Source organism: Streptomyces sp. NPDC000594, from assembly GCF_040299965.1.
GTDB lineage: Bacteria > Actinomycetota > Actinomycetes > Streptomycetales > Streptomycetaceae > Streptomyces.
In genome coordinates this window covers 19895-38126 of sequence record NZ_JBEPCY010000009.1, presented here as the reverse complement: position 1 = coordinate 38126, position 18232 = coordinate 19895, and the positions used below count along the sequence as shown (strand labels likewise).

Genomic DNA, 18232 nt, shown 5'->3' with positions numbered 1-18232 from the left:
GGCCTTCCTCCGTATCGGTACGGGCAAGCGGGCGCCCCACCCCGAGGACGGGGCGCCCGGTGCCGTGTCAGTGGCTGTCGGGAACCTTGTCGTCGCACGGTGAGCAGTCGGACTCGTCCCCCGCCCAGAGCTCGTCATCGACCATGAACCCGTTACGGCGCAGCAGCTCGGCCGTGCGCATCACGGTGCCGTCCCTGCGGCGCTCGATCAGCGGCGCGTGGTGCTTGTACCGGCCGCCGTTGTAGGCGTCGCAGAACGCGAAGTACAGCGGTGTGTCGAGGATGAGCTGATGCACCCCGATGTCCACGGTCCTGCCGACGCCCATGTCCACACCGGGGCTCTCCATGGCGGTGATCAGATACGCGACCCCCTGCCCGAGGACGCGCTCGGCGAGGCTGGGAACGGACACGCTGTCCCGCAGCAGAAGCCGCACCTCCCGATCCCACAGGTCCTTGACACCCACATCGTTGACCAGCTGCGGGACGCGTTCCCGCAACGCATTGAGGATGACGCGCGGATCACGGGTCCGCGTCCGGACGGCTGCGCTCACCGTGTTCTCCTTCCGCTGATGCCGGGCCGGTCATTTCTCGACCTCCCGGATGGATTCGCCGATCCCCATCGTCTTCTGAAGCGCGCCGCTCGCCCAGCGTTATGTGCCTTGTGGGGTAAACGATCAGGAACGATAAAGGGCGGCCCATTTTTCGAGTGCGGCCCTTGCCTCATCGTCGAACAACGCGTGACCCTCGTAGAAGCTGAATAATTTCAGGTGCTCCGTGATGTCTCTCGCATCCTGAAACACAAGACGACCCGTGAAAGTCTCGACGGTTGCCAGCCTTTGATCGTAAATCGTGAAGGTATTCATAGGGCCACGCCCTACGGTGGTTCCCAGCGGGATGACGCCCATGCGTACATGGGTGAGACGGGATATCGAGACAAGGCGGTCGATCTGTACGGCCATTGCCGCATGCGGGACCACGGACCATCTCACGGCTTGCTCCGTCAGCAGGAACGTGAACCGCTTCGCACTGTCGTAGAGGACGGCCTGCCGCTCCAGCTTCCTCGCGACCGTCCTGGAGATGTCCACCGGCGAGTGGTCGAGCCCGGCCCTGATGTACTCGGGTGTGGCCAGGAGTCCTGTCACCATCGCGGGCAGGAAGTAGCGGAGCGTCGTCGCCTCGGTTTCCAGGCCGGCCAGCTCTGCTTGGCGCTTCTCCAGACCCCTGCGCCACGATGCTCGCTTGCTCTGCCATTCCGTATGGGCGAGCCGCGCGAGGGCGACCACCTCCGTCACATGCTCCGGAGGTGCACCAAGGGCTCTGAGAATCAACTCGACATCGACCAGCCCCGGTGTGATGCGGCCGGTCTCGATGTTGCTGAGCTTTGTCTGGGACATGTTGCAGCGCTGAGCGAGCCAGACCTGTGTACGGCCGGCTCGCTTGCGCATGGCGCGGAGCGTTTCCACCAGGTCGGCCTTTGACCGGCCCAGCTGCTCAGGGTCGAACGTCAAGGCCCTTCACGTACTCCTCGAAGGGAACGGCGTGCGCCAGGGCGATTCTCCGCCACTCCTGATAGGGGGCTGAGTCACCCTCGTAGGCCTCGCGATTGATCTGGGTGCCGTCCGGACGAAAATTCAGATGGGCCACGCGGGCGTTGTCGAACATCCACCAGTCCTGCCCGGAGAGCGGCAGACCCAAGTCCCCTTGCGTCACATCCAGAATCCGGATGTCCTCACCGGCCGAGAGGTTGCCGGGGATGCCCCACGCGAACTGATAGCGCTGATAGTCGGTGAGAGGGCGGCGCACGACGCGGACCCGGCCGACCCGCCTGCCGGACTCGATGTATCCGCGTACCCGGCCATGCCAGCGGGCATTGTGATCGGTGGGTCTGCCCTCGCCCCGCAGGAAGCGGGCCACGTTCTCCTGCTCCCTGGGCATGGTGTAGGTGGGCTGCGCCTCGAACCGCCAGGCCTCGTGCTCGAAGGCGTCGAAGAACCTCCGCCATTCCTCACCATCCAAGAACACGGACAGCCTCCCTCAGAACGTGTTCGGGGATCTCCACCAGGCCCTCACCGTCACGGGGGGTGAAGGCATGGGACACGTCTCCCTGGATGACGAAGGAACCGCTCCTGGTCCGGTAGACGTTCGGGCAGTCGTCGTCGTCACAGATGGGTTCGCCGACGTTGCCGGTGAGACGGTTCAGTTCCGCACGTGCCACGGTTCCCTCCTCGGGTACGGGGCCGTTCCCGGCCGCCAGGAGGACGGTAGGGCGGCTGTGGCACCCGGTCCATGGCACATCGCCGATATCCGCGTTGCGGGGTAGACGATCATGAGGGGCGAGAGGTGCCCCGGCCGGGGTACCCCGGCCGTCAGGCCGCGTCCAGCAGGGCCTTCGCCGCCGACTTCGCGTGGATCGCCGATTCCGGGGTGCCCTGGATGCCCGCCGTCGCCATCGCGCCGTTCGCCAGGATGGCGAGCTGGTCGGCGAGGACGGCGGGGGCGCCCAGTTCGGCGGTGAGGGCGGCGAAGTGGGCGCGGAGCGCCGTCTTGTGGGTGCGGGCGATGGCCGCGACGGCCGGGGAGACGCCGCCGATCTCGCCGTACGCGTTGATGAAGGCGCAGCCCCGGAAGTCCGGCTGGGCGAACCACTCGCCGAGCCAGTCGAAGACCGCGAGGATCCGCTCGTACGGCGTCGCGGCGTGCGCGGCGGCGGCATGGGCCGTGATCGCGTCGCGGACCTCGGTGTCACGGCGGCGCAGAACCGCTTCGAGGAGGGCGTCCTTGGAGGGGAAGACCTGGTAGAGCCGCTTGAGGGAGACCCCGGACGCACTGCGGATCGCGTCCATGCCCACCGCCTGGACCCCGCGCTCATTGAAGAGCGCCCGCGCCGCCTCCAGCACGCGCAGCTCGGCCGTCTCCGGGTCCATCACGCTCACTCCCCACGCTCGCCCCGCTGGAGAACCAGCGTTCTTGTACTGTACAGGCCAGGGGGAACGAGCGTTCGCCGACAGTGCGGCGCGGTCGGTCGCTGCGGTGCGGCGCGGTCAGTCGCTCTCGACCGTCACCTTCTCGTCGTTCTGGATCTGCTGGACGATCTGGGCCACCTTCTCCTTGTGCCAGACGAGGTTCCCGCCCCGGTTCCCCGCGAGGGGTATGTTCATCGACTTCCCGTCACCGCCGGTGATGCCCTTCATCGCGAAGAACATCTGGCTCAGGTCCCACAGGGACATCTCCTTGTCCACGACCAGCGTGTCGAGGCCCGCGCCCATCACCGGATAGAGCTTGAACGGGTTGAGCACCGTCCCCGGAGTCGCGGTCTGGCTGGCGAGGGCGGCCAGGAACTTCTGCTGGTTCTTCGTCCGCGCCAGGTCGGAGCCGGGGAAGGCGTACCGGGTCCGGACGAACGCCAGCGCCTCCTCGCCGTCCAGGCTCTGCTTGCCCGCCTGGAAGTCGGCGCCGGACTTCGGGTCCTTGAACGCCTTCGGGATGTCCATCTCCACCCCGCCGATCGCGTCCACGACCTCGGCGAAGCCCGCGAAGCCGATCTCGGCGTAGTGGTCGATCCGCAGATGGGTGTTGTGCTCGACGGTACGGACCAGCAGCTCGGGGCCGTCCTCGGCGTACGCGGCGTTCAGCTTGACCCTGCGCCCCTGGGCCGGGAAGAGCTTGCCCGACTCCGAGCCCTTGAAGGAGGGGATCTCCACATCGGAGTCACGCGGCAGCGAGATCATCGTCGCCCCGCCGGAGCAGTCCGCGAGGATCATCATCGAGTCGGTCCGCTTGCCCTCGGCGGAGCCGGTGCGGAGCCGCTTCTTCTCCTCGGACGACATCCCCTTGCGGCTGTCGGAGCCCACGATGAGATAGGTGGTGCAGTCGTCCTCGCGGGGGCGCTCGATCACCTTGGAGAGATCGACCTCGCGGCGGACCTTGCCGTCCGCCCAGAAGTAGGTGGCCACGGAGATCACCAGCAGCGAACCCGCCAGCACGAGCGAACCTATCTTGATCCGGCGGCGCCAGTCCGGGGGCGGGCCCGTCCGCCCGGTGGGCCGCTGGGGTCCGCGCGGGCCGCCGGGGGCGCTCGGGCGGTCGGGAGCGTTCCGCTGGCCCGGACGGCCGCCCTGGTCGCCGCCGGCGGCGCCGTAGACCTGGCCGGTGTTGTACCCGCTGTCGTACGGCTCCCCGCCCGGGCCGTTCCCCGGATGGCCCTGCTGGTACCCCGGCTGCTGCTGGTACCCGGGCTGCGGCGGGTACGGATCCTGCGGCGGGTACGGCTGCTGCGGGTCGTCCCCGAAGTACTCCGGCTGCCCGTCGTACTCCCGCCGCCCCTGGTGCGGGGGCTGCTGGGGCGGTACGGGCCGCTGCTGCGGAACCGGTCGCTGCACATGCCGCATCACGCGGGGGCCGTCCGGCTCATCCGCCTGACCGCCGCGTCCGTACCCATCGGGCCACTGGTTCATGACGCTCAGTGTGCCGGGTCACAGCCGGGCGCCGACAGGGCGGGTGGGAAATCGGGCCGCCCCTGTAGCAAGGCTGATGCAATGCACCGGTTCCGCCGCCGCCCGGTCATGGGTGCATCGGCCACCCACCTACAGTGGAAGGCATGACCGACCAGGACCGGCGCCCGGAGCCGGCGATCGAGGGCAAGCCCACGTCCGCCTCCCGCACCACCCTCAGCCACATCATGACCGCCAGCGACACCAATCTGCTCGGTACGGTCCACGGTGGCGTGATCATGAAGCTGGTGGACGACGCGGCGGGCGCGGTCGCCGGCCGGCACTCCGGCGGTCCCGCCGTCACCGCCTCCATGGACGAGATGGTCTTCCTCGCCCCGGTCCGGGTGGGCGATCTGGTCCATGTACGGGCCCAGTGCAACTGGACCGGGCGCTCCTCCATGGAGATCGGCGTCCGGGTGCTCGCCGAGCGCTGGAACGAGTCCACCCCCGCCCAGCAGGTCGGCTCCGCCTATCTGGTCTTCGCCGCCGTGGACGCGGACGGCCGCCCCCGGCCGGTGCCCCCGGTGGTCCCCGAGAGCGACCGGGACAAGCGCCGCCACCAGGAGGCACAGATCCGGCGCACCCACCGGCTCGCCCGCCGCCGGGCCATCAAGGAGCTGCGGGAGCGCAGCGCCGCCGAGGGCATCGAGGACTGAGCACCGGGTCGCCAAGCCGAAAACCGGCAGCCGAGCGGGCGCAAGGCCCCGGCCCCGGTTCAGCGGCAGGTCACCTCGTCCCCCGTCACCGCCCCGAACTCCCCCCGGTCGGCGTCCTGCGCCCGGACCGGCACCACCCCGTCGAAGTCCGCCCCCGCCACCACCCGCAGCGTCGGCCCCTGGCCCCGTACCGCCCGTACCTCGCAGTCCCGCAACGCGGTCGCCAGCGCACGGGCCGAGCGGTCCCACCGGGGGTCGTACGTCACATGGGTCCGCGCCACCGCCGACCCCCCGGCGTTCAGCGGGGAACGGGTGGTCGCGAAGCCGGTCGAGCGCAGTGCCGCGTCGACGGTCCGGCCGAGGCCCGCGCGCCCGGTGCCGTTGTAGACCTGGACCCGGATCCGCTGCGGCGAGACCTCCACCAGCCGCGCCCGCTTCCCCCGGGCGCTCGCCGGGGCGAGCGGCTTGTCCTCGCGGATCATGCGGAAGAGCCGCTCGGACCGGGCCGGGTCCCACTTCACGGTGGCGCCGATGCCCGGGGCCGTGGTCAGCGCGCCGATCGGTACGGAGGTGAACTCCGAGGACGCCGCCGAGAAGCCGCGCATCGCCCGCCCGAGCGCCAGCATCTCGTCGGAGCCGAAGCCCCGGTCCGCCCGGACCGAGCCGAGCATGGTGGCGGCGACCGCGCGGAACCGCACCGGGTTGAGCAGCACCCCGCTGCTGGTCGCCTGTTCGATCAGGGCGGCGACAAACCGCTGCTGGCGTTGCATCCGGCCGAGGTCCGCGCCCCCGTCGACATGGCGGGAGCGCACGTACCGGAGGGCCCCGCCGCCGTCGAGCCGATGGGTGCCGGGGGTGAGGTCGAGCCCGGTGTAGCGGTCCTTCAGCGGCCGTGCGGTGCAGATCTCCACCCCGCCCACCGCGTCCACGGTCTTCATGAAGCTGGTGAAGTCGACCTCCAGATAGTGGTCGATCTTCACCTTGGTCATATGTTCCACCGTGCGGACGGTCAGCGCCGGGCCGCCCTCCGCGTAGGCGGCGTTCAGCTTCACCGGATGGGCCCGGTGGTGCCGGCCGGTGTTCCGGTCGGTGTGCTCGGGGATCTCGGCGTAGCTGTCGCGCGGCAGGCTCACCACGCTCGCCCGGCGGCGGTCGGCGGAGAGGTGCACCAGCATGATCGTGTCGGTGCAGTGGCAGGGGGCGCCCCCGAGGCGGTACTTCTCCTTCTCCTCGGGGCCGATGCGCTCCCGTCCGTCGGTGCCCACCACCAGCAGATTCATCCCGTGTCCGGCCTTGGGCCGGTTCTTCATGTCACGGAACGGGTCCACCCGGCTGATCCCGGTGTCCAGGCTGGTCAGCGCCGCGTGTCCGATCGCTCCCGCGCCGAGTACCAGCATCGACAGCGCGGTGGCCACCCGCAGACCCCAGCGGGGGCGGACGACGACCACCGGCCCTCTGGTCCTGGGCCCCGGGTTCGGCCGGGGACGCGGGCCGGGGCGGGGACGGGGGGAGCGGGACGGGGACGGCACGGGCAAGGGGGGCACCTCCGCTGGCGGGAGACGGCGGACGACGGCCGGCGGCGCCGGGGTGACGGTACGGCCATGGACCGGCGGGATGACGGCGAACGGGGGAACCAGCACACCGTAGGCCCATACGATCTGCGGCCCGTCGCATCGCACCGGCCGCCGCGCGTCCCTGTCCCCCATTCGCGGTAACGTGGCGAACGATGAACGCCATGCCCGCTGTCTCCGTGATCATGCCGGTCCTCAATGAGGAACGGCATCTGCGCAACTCGGTCCGTCACATCCTTGAGCAGGAGTACGACGGTGAGATGGAGGTGGTGATCGCCCTCGGCCCGTCCACGGACCGCACCGACGAGATCGCCGCCGAGCTGGTCCGGGAGGATCCCCGGGTCCACACCGTGCCCAATCCCACGGGTCGTACCCCCGCCGCGCTCAATGCCGCGATCAAGGCATCGCATCACCCGATCGTGGTACGGGTCGACGGCCACGGGATGCTCTCACCCGGCTATGTCGCCACCGCCGTGCGTCTCCTGGAGGAGACCGGGGCGCAGAACGTCGGCGGCATCATGCACGCCGAGGGCGAGAACGACTGGGAGCACGCCGTCGCCGCCGCCATGACCTCCAAGGTCGGCGTAGGCAACGCCGCCTTCCACACCGGGGGGACGGCCGGTCCCGCCGAGACCGTCTATCTCGGTGTCTTCCGCCGGGAGGCGCTGGAGCGCCAGGGCGGATACAACGAGGAGTTCATCCGCGCCCAGGACTGGGAGCTGAACTTCCGTATCCGCGAGGCGGGCGGTCTGATCTGGTTCTCGCCCGAGCTGCGGGTGAGCTACCGCCCCCGGCCCTCGGTCCGGGCGCTGGCCAAGCAGTACAAGGACTACGGGCGCTGGCGCCATGTGGTCGCCCGCTACCACCAGGGCTCGATCAATCTGCGCTATCTCGCCCCGCCGGCCGCGCTGATCGCCATCGCGCTGGGCACGGTCGTCGGGGTGGCCCTCACCCCGCTCGGCCTGGTGATCCCCGGCGGCTATCTGGCCGCGATCGTCGCGGGCTCCGTCCCGGCGGGCCGGGGACTGCCCCTGGCGGCCCGCCTCCGGATCCCGGTGGCGCTGGCGACCATGCACATGTCCTGGGGGTACGGCTTCCTCACCAGCCCCCGCGCGCTGGCGAGGAAGGTCATCGCCAGCCGCCGCCCGGCCGTCCAGCCCACCGTCTGACCCCGTCGCACCCGGGGGCGTCCCCCCGGGTGCGCTACCAGGTGTACCCGGGCTGTACGTCCATGCACGCCGTGGAGTCGCTGCCGTTCAGCGCCTTCGCCGAATCCGGTGTCCGGTCGCTCTTCTCCGCCTTCGGGAAGCGCTCGCCCTGACGCCAGTCCGCGCCCACGGTGAGCTGGATCCCCACGGCCGCGGTGTCCTGCTTCACCGCCGACAGCGGGATACCGAGCGCCTGGGCGACCGCCTGCGCGTCGCCCTCCAGCTCCGGGCCGGGGAAGCCGATCGCCGTCCGCTCCCGGGGGTCCACCGTCGTGTCGGCGGCCGCCCGGGTGAAGCCCTTGGACTGGAGCAGGGTGCCGACCTCCAGGGCCCGCCCCCGCTGCGCCGGCTGCCCGTCGCCGCCGGTCCCGTTGCGTACCAGGACCGCGATCCCGGCGGGCTCGGCGGCGGGGTCGTCGGAGAGCTTCTCCTTCGGGTCCTTCTTCGGACCCTTCTTCCCGCCCTTGCCGCCCTTGCCGTCCAGCGGGATGTCCTCCCGGACCATCCGGAACAGCTGCTCCGCCTCACCGGGCTTGGGCTCCACCTTGCTGGTGAAGTTGGGGCGGGTGGAGTAGACGTTGGGCATCGTGGTCATGGTGATGCGGTTCGGCGGGACGCCCTTGAGCTGGTTGCCCACATCGAGGAGCTTGGCGACCGAGTCGATGCCCTCGTCCACGGTGAGCGCGTCGGTCGCCGCCAGCGCCAGCTTCCGCAGCTTGTTGGGGTCGGTGAGCTTGGCGTTCTTCCGCAGCTCGCGGACCATCGAGTTCATGTACATGTGCTGGGCGCGGGCACGGGCCAGATCGGTGCCGTCCCCGAAGCCGTAGCGGGTCCGCAGCCAGGCGAGTGCGTCCTCGCCCTTGACCGAGGTGGTGCCCTTCTCCAGCTTCAGCCCGGAGCCCTCGCCGGTCCGGCTGCGGGAGCGGATGTTCTCCTTCACACAGACCGGTACGCCGCCGATGGCGTCCGCCATGGAGACCACACCCGCGAAGTCGATCATCATGAAGTGGTCGATGGTGATGCCGGTCAGCTCGTACCAGGTGGCGACCGTGCAGCCCGGGCCGCCCCGGCCCAGCGACTCATTGGTCTGGGCCCAGTCGCGTGCCGGGTAGACCTTGCCGCTGTCGGGGTCGGTGCACTCGGGGATCTTCAGCATGGTGTCGCGGGGCATGCTGATCACGGAGACATGGGAGCGGTCCGCCGAGAGGTGCACCAGCATCTGCACATCGGCCAGCGGGGTGGCGCCGAAGGTGTTCCTGCCGCCGCCCAGCTTCTGGTTCTTCTTGTTGTCCCGCGCGTCCGAGCCGATCAGCAGGATGTTCAGCGGGGTCTGACCGGCGGCGTTCGCCTGGTGGCCCGGCATCTTCCGGCCGAGGTTCAGCCGTTCCTTCTTGATCCTGTCGTTGAGGTGCTCGTAGTACAGATATCCGGCGGCGCCGGTCGCGAGGACGAGCACCGAAAGACCCAGGGCGGCCCAGCGCAGCACGCGGTGCCTGCCCTTGTCCTTGTCCTTGCTCCTGCCCCGGCCTCTGCCCGCGGGACCCGCGGGACCCGCGGGACCTGCGGGACCCGGGGGCCCCTGGGGACTCCGGGCGCCCGGGGGCCCCGGGGGGTCCTTGCGGGAACGTCCGGCGCGGTGGCCCCGGGGGCCGGGCACCGGGGCGGACGCCGTTCTCCGTCGCCCCCGGGCACGGCCACCCGGAGCCCCGGGTATCCCCTCCCCGTGCGCAGTGCTCTCTCCCACCCCTGTATCCCCCTGTCAGGCGCGCCGGGAGACCGGCGGCCGATGTCTCACTGGGCGCACCGCTGCTTGTCCGCCTCGACCTTCTGGACGCCCTCGGGCGCCTTCGACGGCGGGGCGATGGGCGTCCCGGCCTTCTCGAAGTCGTCGCCCAGGGTGAGGGTCATCGCCTCCAGGCCCTGGGCGTCCTCGGTGCCCTGCTTCAGCGCCGAGGCGGGCAGCCCCATCAGATCCGCCAGTGTGCGGGCCTGTTCGATCTGGTTGGGCGCGAACTCCAGCCGGCTCTTGGCCAGCTTCCCGGGCGCGTTGCCCTCGTTGCTCGACTTCAGGACGCCCTTCTGGGTCTGGAGCCAGGTCAGGGTCTCCAGCGCGGCGCCGACGGTGTCGCTGCCGTTGTAGACGGCGACCCGCACATCGGCCGCGGCGGCGCGCTCCCCCTTGAGCAGGGCCGCCTGCTTCTTCTTGGCGTCCTTCTCCTTCTGCTTCACCTCGGTCAGCGAGGTGTCGTTCCGGATCATCGCGAAGAGCGGCGGGGCCTTGGCCTCGTCGAGCAGCACGGTGACCCGGTCGGTGTTGTCCTTCACCGGGACGGTCGCGAAGGTGATGTTCTTCGGATTCACATCGGCCATCTCCATGGCCAGTTCCTGGAGCCGCTTGATACTGCCTATCCGGCTGTCGACGGTGAGCGCGTTGGTGGCCGCCTCCGCCAGACCGAACAGCTTGGTGGGGCTGCCGAGGACACCGCCGGACTTCATCTTGCGGATCATCGAGCTGAGGAACTGCTGCTGGATCTCGATCCGGCTCAGATCGCTGCCGTGCCCCACCGAGTGCCGGGTCCGGACGAACGCCAGCGCCTCCTCGCCCTTGAGGTTGTGGGTCCCCGCGGGCAGGTCGAGCTTGGAGTCCTTGTCGTTGATGGCCTTGCCGAGACAGACCTCGACCCCGCCGACCGCCGTCGACATCGTCTTGACCGCGTTGAAGTCGGCCATCATGAAGTGGTCGATGGGGACGCCGGTCAGCTCGGTCACCGTGCGCATGGCGCACGAGGGGTCCCGCCCGTCCTGGCCCAGGCTCTCGTTGAACCGGGTGTTCTGGGTGCCGGGGATGTTCCCGCACTGGGGGATGTCGGTGATCAGGTCGCGCGGGATGGAGAGCGCGGTGGCGTTCGTCCGGTCCTTGGAGACATGGAAGAGGATCGTGGTGTCGGCGTGTCCGGCACTGTCCGTGTCGCCGTACGAGGTGTTGCCCTTGCCGGTGCGCTTGTCCGTGCCGAGGACCAGGATGTTGATGGGCCGGTCCTTGCTGAAACCGCCGGTGCCGGCGTCCCCGACATCGACGGTGTCCAGGTTGGAGTTCAGCCGGTCATAGAGGTAGTAGGCGCCCGCCGACCCCGCGACCAGGACAAAGCCCAGTATCCCGCCGGTCCATACCAGCGCCTTCTTCTTGCGGCCCGCGGACTGCTTGCGCTTGCGCCGGCCGACGGGCGGCGGCGGTGGTGTGCCGCCGCCGGGGCCCCGGCCGCCACCGCGGCCCCCGCCCCGGCCGCCCGAGCGGTGGGAGCGCTGGGCGGGCACCTCCGGCGCGGCGGCGCGCTCGGCGGCCCGTCCGGCCGCCCGCCCCTCGCTCCGTCCGGCCGCCCGTCCCTCGGCCCGTCCGCCGCCCTGCCCCTCGGCGCGCCCGCCCGAGCGGGTGCCACCGGCTCCGTCCGCCCGGCCGGCCGGGGCCTGGGGCGCTCTCGGCGCGGGCGGGACGGGCGGAGTCGACTGCGGTGCGGAGTGTTCCAGTCGCAGTTCGTAGTTGCCGGTCTGCGGATTGAACACCCACTGGTCGGCGGGGTCGATGTCGTCCGCCCGCCCACGGCCATGCGCATCCACGGTTGTCTGAGTCCTCCGTCGCTGCCACGCGAAGCGCCTTCCCCCACGGGCGCTCGGTCCCTCGGTCCTGCAGTGTGCTCACGCGGACCGGAAACCGGATCGCGTCACACTATCCGCCCAGTTCACAGTGGGGCGACGCCCGTGACAAATTCCACGCCGCTTACAACTGGGCAATACGCCCAATCCCCATGGTGTGAGCCTCGGCTTGGTCAGCGTTTTACCCGCACATGCCCACCGCCGCGTTGGTTCCGGTGAAGGCGTCGGAGTCCGATTCCGCTGATTCCGGCGACCCTTCCTCCTGGTCGTCGCGGGGCACCACGGTGATCGGCGCGTCCTCCCGTACCTGCTGGAAGAGGCGGTCCGCGTCCGGCTGCATCAGCTGGTCGCGGTTGACGTTCGCGATATGCGGCTCCCGGGGAACCGTCAGGAACTGCACCTTGTCCGCCGGGACGTCCCGCAGTGAGGAGGCGAGGTCGTACAGGTCCTTCAGCGAGTCCAGGCCGGGGTCGGTGGTCAGCGACGAGGTCGCCGCCTTCAGTACCGGATAGAGCCGCGCCGGATTGAGCAGCACCCCATTGCTCTGCACCTTTTTCACCAGCGATCCCAGGAACTGCTGCTGGCGCTCCATCCGCTCGGTGTCGCTGCCCCCGCCGAGGGTCTTGCGGGCCCGGACGAATCCGAGGGCCTGCTCACCGTCGAGCGTCTGCCGCCCCGCGTCCAGGACGAGGCGGGCGTCCGGGTCGTCGACCGCCTCGGGGAGGCAGACCTCCACCCCGTCCACCGCGTCGACCATCCTCTCGAACCCGCGGAAGTCCACGATGACATGGTGGTCGATCCGTATCCCGGTCATCTTCTCGACCGTACGGATGGTGCACGCGGCACCCCCGATCGAGAACGCCGAGTTGAACTGGGCCGTTCCCGCCCGGCTCCGCGTCCCGTCCGCCTGGCGGCAGGAGGGCATCTCCACCATCAGGTCCCGGGGTATGGACATGGCGGTGGCGCTGTCGCGGCCGGCCGCGAGATGGAGCAGGATCGTGGTGTCCGAGCGCTTGCCGCCGTCGTCCCGGCCGTACTTGCGGTTGCCCTTCCCCTCACGGGTGTCCGAACCCATGATCAGGATGTTCCTGGCGTCGAGGACGACGGGCTTGGGCCGTTCCTTCTCATGGGTCCGCAGCTCGGTGGCGGTGGCCGTGTCGGTGGTGATCTCCGCGTCCAGCCGCTGGTAGAACCACCAGGCGGCGCCCGCGGCGGCCAGCAGCAACAGGGAGACGGCGAGCGCGATCCAGCGCAGCCAGCGCCACCGGCGGCGGCCGGGCGCGGGGCCGTCGCCGGGGGGCCGGGCGCTGGTGGCTCCGCCCTCGTCCCCGGCCGGGGCCTCGGGCTCGGCCAGGGTGCCGGCACTGTCGGTCACGTCTGTGTCCATCCTTCAAGGCGTCGGTGGCACGCTGGGACACCACCGGTCGATGGTCTAGACGACCGAACCCCGCGCAGGGTTGTGCACCCGGCGGCAGATAGCCGCCCACCCACCGGAGTTGGGCTCCGGCCGGGTCGGGACGGTACCGGATCGGGTACGGGGCGGTGCGCGCGGACGGGCGCCCGGCGGAGGGGACCGGGGTACGGGAGCGGCGATACGGGTGGGTACGGGGCGGTGCGACCGATACGGGCCTTGCGGCCGGTACGGGTGGTTACAGGTCGGTACGCGGTGGTGCGAAACGTGCGAAACGTGTGGAGGGCGCCAAGTGCCTTACCGGGGCGCCCCGATCACGGTACCGGGACACCCTGGTGGCGCTCCGTACGGGACCCCGTGCAGGGAGCCCCGGAGCGGCGGCGGGCGGACGCCCCGGACCGTACGAGGGCCGCGGACGCTACGGGTGTACGAGCGCCTCGGACGGTCCGGGTGTCTCGGACGGTCCGAGCGCCTCGGATGGTACGAGTGCCTCAGACGGTACGGGTGACCTGCTCGCTCTCCAGCCGGCGGCGCAGCCCGTCCTCGTCGAGCCGGTCGAGGTGGCGGCAGAGCACCACCGAACCGCCGACCGCCAGCGGCGCGAACAGCCCGGCGGAGAGTCCCTCCCAGGAGTCGTAGCCCCGCCCGGTCAGCACCCGGGACCCGGCCGTGAACCCCAGCGCGGCGGCGTCCGCGCGGGCCCGCTCCACCAGCTCCGCGCCGCTCAGCTCCGTACCCCCGACCAGCAGGGCGGGAGCATCCGGGTCGACCGGGGCGTACGGGGCGAACCGGTCACCCTGCCCCGGCACCTCCACCGCGTAGTCCGCGAACCCGGCCGGGGGCTGCGGGAACCGCCCGCCCAGCGGACGGAGCGCCAGCGCCACCCGCTCACCGCCACAGGCCCGCGCCGCCTCCAGCGTGTCCGGGCCGCTCACCACCAGATCCGCGTCGGCCGGGTCACCGCCGATCTCCACCGTCACCCCGGCGGAGGCGGCGGCCACCAGCCACACGGCGCTCTGCCAGTGCGCGGGCAGCAGCACCGCGAGCCGGTCACCCGGCTCGGCGGCCAGATCGCCCTGGAGCAGATTGGCCGTCTTGGCCACCCAATTGGCGAAGGTGGCGACGGAGAGTTCGACGCGCTCACCGGTGGCGTCGTCGTAAAACGTGACCAAGGGCCGCGCGGGGTCCGCGGCGAGCGCGGATCGCAGCAGGTCGGCAGGGGTACGGTCGCTGGCGTTCATCAGCGAAAGGGTACGCGCCGCGCCCCGCGCGGGGGCCGCCGTACCGGTGAACGGTGTCCTCCGGTCGGCCCGACACGCCGTCGGCTCCCGGCGGGCGAGTCCCGCCGCGACGGCTCAGGATCCTCACATGCGTGGATATCTGGTGAACCCGATCGGCGTCGCGGTCTCCGCGGCGCTCGCGCTCCCGCTCTCCCTGCCGTCCGGCGCGGTGGCGGCACCCCCGGCGGCCCCGGCCGCCCCCGCCGCCACCGACCCCGAACCCCGACCGGGACCGGCCGGAATCCCCGGCTCCACCCAGTCGCTCCCCCTGCCGCCGCCCGCCCCCGCCAGCCGCTCCCTCGCCCCCCTCCTGCCACGCGGGCTGCTGAGGACCGGCGTGCGCCCGTTCTCCCTGGCCGGAGTGGTCTGGGACGACCCCGACGCGGAACTCCGCGGCACCGTCCAGATCCGCACCCGCCTCAGCGGCACCCGCCGCTGGACCGCCTGGCGCACCGTGGACACCCACCGCCAGGACCACGGCGCCGACCCCGGCACCGCCGAGCACCGCGCCGCCCGGGGCAGCACCGCACCCCTGTGGACGGGCCCCTCCGACGGCGTCGAGGCACGGGTGCGCCCCCGGACCGCCGAACCCTTCCCCACCCCGCCGCTGCCCCAGGGGCTCCGCCTCGACCTGGTCGACCCCGGCCGGCTCACCGCCCAGGCCACCCGCCCCGAACCCGCCCGCGTCCCCGACGCCCCGCAGGCCGTCCCCGCGGCCCCCGCCGCCAAGCCCTACATCGGCCCCCGGCCGAAGATCGTCACCCGTAAGGGCTGGGGAGCCAGCGAATCACTCCGGGAGAAGGGCTTCGTCTACACCACGACCGTCAAGGCGGCCTTCGTCCACCACAGCGCCACCGGCAACAGCAGCACCTGCAAGCAGTCGCCCTCCGTCCTTCGCGGTATCTACCGCTACCACGTCGTGAGCAGTGGCTGGCGCGACATCGGCTACAACTTCGCCGTCGACAAGTGCGGAAACATCTACGAAGGACGCGCGGGAGGCATGGCCAGCGCGGTGCGCGGCGCGCACACCCTCGGTTTCAACACCAACAGCATGGGCATCGCGGTCCTCGGGTCCTACAGTCGCTCCAACCCGCCCAAGGCCGCCGTCACCGCCATCGCCAAGCTCACCGCGTGGAAACTCGGACTCTTCCAGGGCAACCCGAAGGGCAAGGTCACCCTGGTCTCCGGAGGCAGCGGCAAATACGCCAAGGGCAGGAAGGTCCGCTTCAACGTGATCTCCGGACACCGGGACGGATTCCGTACCGACTGCCCGGGAACGCGGCTCTACAACAGGCTCGGCACCGCCCGTAAGGCCTCCGCCGGATATCAGGGACGTCCCTGATCCTTCCCCGATCCCTCCCCGATCGATCCCGGGCCCGGCACCCGCCGCACCGTCCGCTGCATAAACTGACCGATCTCGAACGCATGACCACCCCGGCCCGGCCCCCCGTCAACAGGAAGCAGAGACGACAAGGTGACAGAAGCGATCCTCCTGGTCGGCGGCAAGGGCACCAGGCTGCGCCCGCTCACCGTCAACACCCCCAAGCCGATGGTCCCGGCGGCGGGGGTGCCCTTCCTCACGCACCAGCTGGCGCGGGCGAAGGCGGCGGGTGTCGAGCACATCGTGCTGGCCACCTCCTACCTCGCGGAGGTCTTCGAGCCGTACTTCGGCGACGGCTCGGCCCTCGGGCTCCGCCTGGAGTACGTCACCGAGGAGGAGCCCCTCGGCACCGGCGGCGCCATCCGCAATGTCGCCTCCCGGCTGGACTCCGGGCCCGACGACCCCGTACTGATCTTCAACGGGGACATCCTCACCGGGCTCGACATACCGGCCCTGGTGGCGATGCACGAGACCACCGGGGCGGATGTCTCCCTCCACCTCACCCGGGTGCCGGACCCCCGGGCCTTCGGCCTCGTCCCCACGGACGACACCGGCCGGGTCACGGCGTTCCTGGAGAAGCCCCAGACCCCCGAGGAGATCGTCACCGACCAGATCAACGCGGGCGCGTATGTGTTCCGCCGGTCGGTCATCGACACCATCCCCGAGGGACGGCCCGTCTCGGTGGAACGGGAGACCTTCCCCGGCCTGCTCGCCCGGGGCGCCCATCTCCAGGGCATGGTCGACTCCACCTACTGGCTGGACCTCGGCACCCCCCAGGCCTTCGTCCGGGGCTCCGCCGACCTCGTCCTCGGGCGCGCCCCCTCCCCGGCGGTCCCCGGCCGCTGCGGCGACCGGCTGGTCCTGCCCTCCGCCCGGGTCGCCGCCGACGCCAAGCTGACCGGCGGCACCGTCGTCTGCGAGGGCGCGACGGTGGCGCCGGGGGCGCGGGTCGACGGCAGTGTGGTGCTCGCGGGCGCGGTCGTCGAGGAGGGCGCCGTCGTCTCCTCCTCCCTCATCGGAGCCCGCGCGCGGGTCGGCGCGCGCACGACCCTCGCCTCCGCGGTGATCGGCGACGGCGCGACGGTGGGCCCGGACAACGAACTCCGCGCGGGCGCCCGCGTCTGGTGCGACGCGGTGCTCCCGGCGGGTGCGGTGCGGTTCTCCTCGGACCAGTAGCCTCCGCCCGGCGGAGCGGCTTGGGCCCAAGGGCCTGTTCCACCTCGGCCCCCCGTCGGGGGCCGAACCCCGCTCCTCAATCGCCGGAGTGGCTGATTTTCCTGAGGCCACCGTCGGGGCCAGCCCCGAACCCCGCTCCTCAATCGCCGGAGAGGCTGGATTTACCCGCCGTTCGGGGCCCCACGAGACTGAATTTGCTGGCTCCGGTGCCCTGGAGGGAGCGGGGGCCTCAAAAATCAGCCCCTCCGGCGTTTGAGGAGCGGGGGTTCGGGGCTGGCCCCGACGTCCGGCCGAGGTGACTCGGTGCCGAGGTCCGTCCTCAAACGCCGGACGGGCTGAAATGGCGCATCCAGCCCCGACGAGAGCCCGAGCCGGCTCGGGGCGCCGAGGGCATACCCTCGGAAGGGTCACCGTCCGTACCCCGAGGGAATCGTGTCCGGTCGCTTCACCCCCCGTACCGCAGCGCGCACCGCCGCAGAGGCGCCCGCCGCCCAGGCGACCCGGGCCTGGGCCCCCCGCACGGGGACCCCCCTCGACCTCGCCCTCGTGCTCACCCCCCTCCGCCGGGGCCCCGCCGACCCCACGTACCGCGCCACCCCCGACGGCGCCCACTGGCGTACCGGAAGAACCCCCCAGGGCCCCGGCACCCTCCGGATCCGCGCCACCGCCGACCGCGCCGGGGCCGAGGCGGAGGCCTGGGGACCCGGCGCCGGGTGGCTGCTCGACCGGCTGCCCGCCCTCCTCGGCGCCGAGGACGACCCCGCCGCGTTCGTCCCCCGCCACCGGATCGTCGCCCTCGCCCGCCACCGCAACCCCGGGCTCCGCCTCACCCGTACCGGACTGGTGCTGGAGTCCCTGATCCCCACGGTCCTGGAGCAGAAGGTCACCGCGGACGAGGCGTACCGCGCCTGGCGGCTCCTCGTCCGGAAGTACGGCGAGCCCGCCCCCGGCCCCACCCCGGGGCTCTTCGTGGTGCCCGAGCCCCGCACCTGGGCGCTCATCCCCTCCTGGGAGTGGCACCGGGCCGGGGTCGACGACAAGCGCGCCGCCACGATCCTGCGGGCCGTACGGGTCGCCCGCCGGATGGAGGAGACCGCCGCGCTCACCCCCGAGCAGGCCCGCGCACGGCTGGAGCTGATCCCCGGGATCGGCCCGTGGACCTCCGCGGAGACCGTCCAGCGCAGCCATGGCGCCCCCGACGCGGTCACCGTCGGCGATCTCCACATCCCGGGGATCGTGGGCCACGCCCTCGCGGGCGACCGGGACGCCGACGACGCCGCCATGCTGGAGCTGCTCGCCCCGTACGCGGGACAGCGCCACCGGGCCGTCCGGCTGATCCTGCTCAGCGGCCGGGTCCCGGCGCGCCGCACCCCGAAGATGCCGCGTACCGACATCGGCCGCCTCTGAGA

At 71.5% G+C, this 18232-nt stretch carries 16 protein-coding genes; 5 read left to right on the top strand and 11 right to left on the bottom strand.

What is annotated here, in order from left to right:
- Window positions 1-67: 67 nt before the first annotated feature.
- The 6 genes from ABT354_RS15515 to ABT354_RS15490 all read right to left on the bottom strand — a co-directional run bounded on the left by ABT354_RS15515 (window position 68) and on the right by ABT354_RS15490 (window position 4453).
- Complete coding sequence (locus ABT354_RS15515) at window positions 68-550, bottom strand: hypothetical protein (protein ID WP_351493750.1); 483 nt, start codon at window positions 548-550, stop codon at window positions 68-70.
- Between the two features lie 123 nt (window positions 551-673).
- Window positions 674-1507 (bottom strand): helix-turn-helix domain-containing protein, encoded by an 834-nt coding sequence (locus ABT354_RS15510; protein ID WP_351493749.1) that lies wholly within the window; start codon window positions 1505-1507, stop codon window positions 674-676.
- Window positions 1491-2021, bottom strand: coding sequence for a DUF6879 family protein (locus tag ABT354_RS15505; protein ID WP_351493747.1), 531 nt, complete (start codon window positions 2019-2021; stop codon window positions 1491-1493). The genes ABT354_RS15510 and ABT354_RS15505 overlap by 17 nt, the downstream gene beginning before the upstream one ends.
- The gene (locus ABT354_RS15500) at window positions 2005-2214 is read right to left on the bottom strand and encodes a hypothetical protein (protein ID WP_351493745.1); all 210 of its coding nucleotides are present in this window, start codon (window positions 2212-2214) and stop codon (window positions 2005-2007) included. Before ABT354_RS15500 ends, ABT354_RS15505 begins: the two co-directional genes overlap by 17 nt.
- Before the next feature lie 151 nt (window positions 2215-2365).
- Window positions 2366-2923, bottom strand: a complete 558-nt coding sequence (locus tag ABT354_RS15495) for a TetR/AcrR family transcriptional regulator (RefSeq protein ID WP_351493743.1) — start codon at window positions 2921-2923, stop codon at window positions 2366-2368.
- Window positions 2924-3040: 117 nt separating this feature from the next.
- Window positions 3041-4453 carry an LCP family protein gene (locus ABT354_RS15490; RefSeq protein WP_351493741.1) on the bottom strand — a complete coding sequence of 471 codons (1413 nt, stop codon included), beginning with the start codon at window positions 4451-4453 and terminating at the stop codon, window positions 3041-3043.
- A 143-nt stretch (window positions 4454-4596) separates the two neighbouring features.
- Here ABT354_RS15490 and ABT354_RS15485 point away from each other — a divergent pair, with 143 nt between their 5' ends.
- On the top strand, window positions 4597-5145 hold the full coding sequence (locus ABT354_RS15485) for an acyl-CoA thioesterase (protein ID WP_351493739.1): 549 nt from the start codon (window positions 4597-4599) through the stop codon (window positions 5143-5145).
- Window positions 5146-5204: 59 nt separating this feature from the next.
- Here ABT354_RS15485 and ABT354_RS15480 read toward each other — a convergent pair whose 3' ends face one another.
- Complete coding sequence (locus ABT354_RS15480; RefSeq protein ID WP_502983431.1) at window positions 5205-6674, bottom strand: LCP family protein; 1470 nt, start codon at window positions 6672-6674, stop codon at window positions 5205-5207.
- A gap of 197 nt (window positions 6675-6871) precedes the next feature.
- Here ABT354_RS15480 and ABT354_RS15475 point away from each other — a divergent pair, with 197 nt between their 5' ends.
- Window positions 6872-7885: a glycosyltransferase family 2 protein gene (locus tag ABT354_RS15475; RefSeq protein WP_351493737.1), complete on the top strand. Its 1014-nt coding sequence runs from the start codon at window positions 6872-6874 to the stop codon at window positions 7883-7885.
- A 34-nt stretch (window positions 7886-7919) separates the two neighbouring features.
- Here ABT354_RS15475 and ABT354_RS15470 read toward each other — a convergent pair whose 3' ends face one another.
- From ABT354_RS15470 to ABT354_RS15455, 4 genes are all read right to left on the bottom strand, one after another.
- Window positions 7920-9668 carry an LCP family protein gene (locus tag ABT354_RS15470; RefSeq protein ID WP_351493735.1) on the bottom strand — a complete coding sequence of 583 codons (1749 nt, stop codon included), beginning with the start codon at window positions 9666-9668 and terminating at the stop codon, window positions 7920-7922.
- Window positions 9669-9715: 47 nt separating this feature from the next.
- The gene (locus ABT354_RS15465) at window positions 9716-11539 is read right to left on the bottom strand and encodes an LCP family protein (protein ID WP_351493733.1); all 1824 of its coding nucleotides are present in this window, start codon (window positions 11537-11539) and stop codon (window positions 9716-9718) included.
- 217 nt (window positions 11540-11756) lie between these two features.
- The gene (locus tag ABT354_RS15460; protein WP_351493731.1) at window positions 11757-12962 is read right to left on the bottom strand and encodes an LCP family protein; all 1206 of its coding nucleotides are present in this window, start codon (window positions 12960-12962) and stop codon (window positions 11757-11759) included.
- A 515-nt stretch (window positions 12963-13477) separates the two neighbouring features.
- Window positions 13478-14227, bottom strand: a complete 750-nt coding sequence (locus ABT354_RS15455; protein WP_351493729.1) for a TIGR03089 family protein — start codon at window positions 14225-14227, stop codon at window positions 13478-13480.
- 127 nt (window positions 14228-14354) lie between these two features.
- On the opposite strand from ABT354_RS15455, the gene ABT354_RS15450 reads away from it, so the two are divergent.
- The 3 genes from ABT354_RS15450 (at window position 14355) to ABT354_RS15440 (ending at window position 18230) form a co-directional block, all read left to right on the top strand.
- On the top strand, window positions 14355-15608 hold the full coding sequence (locus ABT354_RS15450; protein WP_351493727.1) for a peptidoglycan recognition protein family protein: 1254 nt from the start codon (window positions 14355-14357) through the stop codon (window positions 15606-15608).
- Between the two features lie 132 nt (window positions 15609-15740).
- Window positions 15741-16823 (top strand): mannose-1-phosphate guanylyltransferase, encoded by a 1083-nt coding sequence (gene manB / locus ABT354_RS15445; RefSeq protein ID WP_351493725.1) that lies wholly within the window; start codon window positions 15741-15743, stop codon window positions 16821-16823.
- Between the two features lie 432 nt (window positions 16824-17255).
- Entirely contained in the window at window positions 17256-18230 is a 975-nt protein-coding gene (locus tag ABT354_RS15440) for a DNA-3-methyladenine glycosylase family protein (RefSeq protein ID WP_351493723.1), read from the top strand.
- The last annotated feature ends 2 nt before the right edge of the window (window positions 18231-18232 follow it).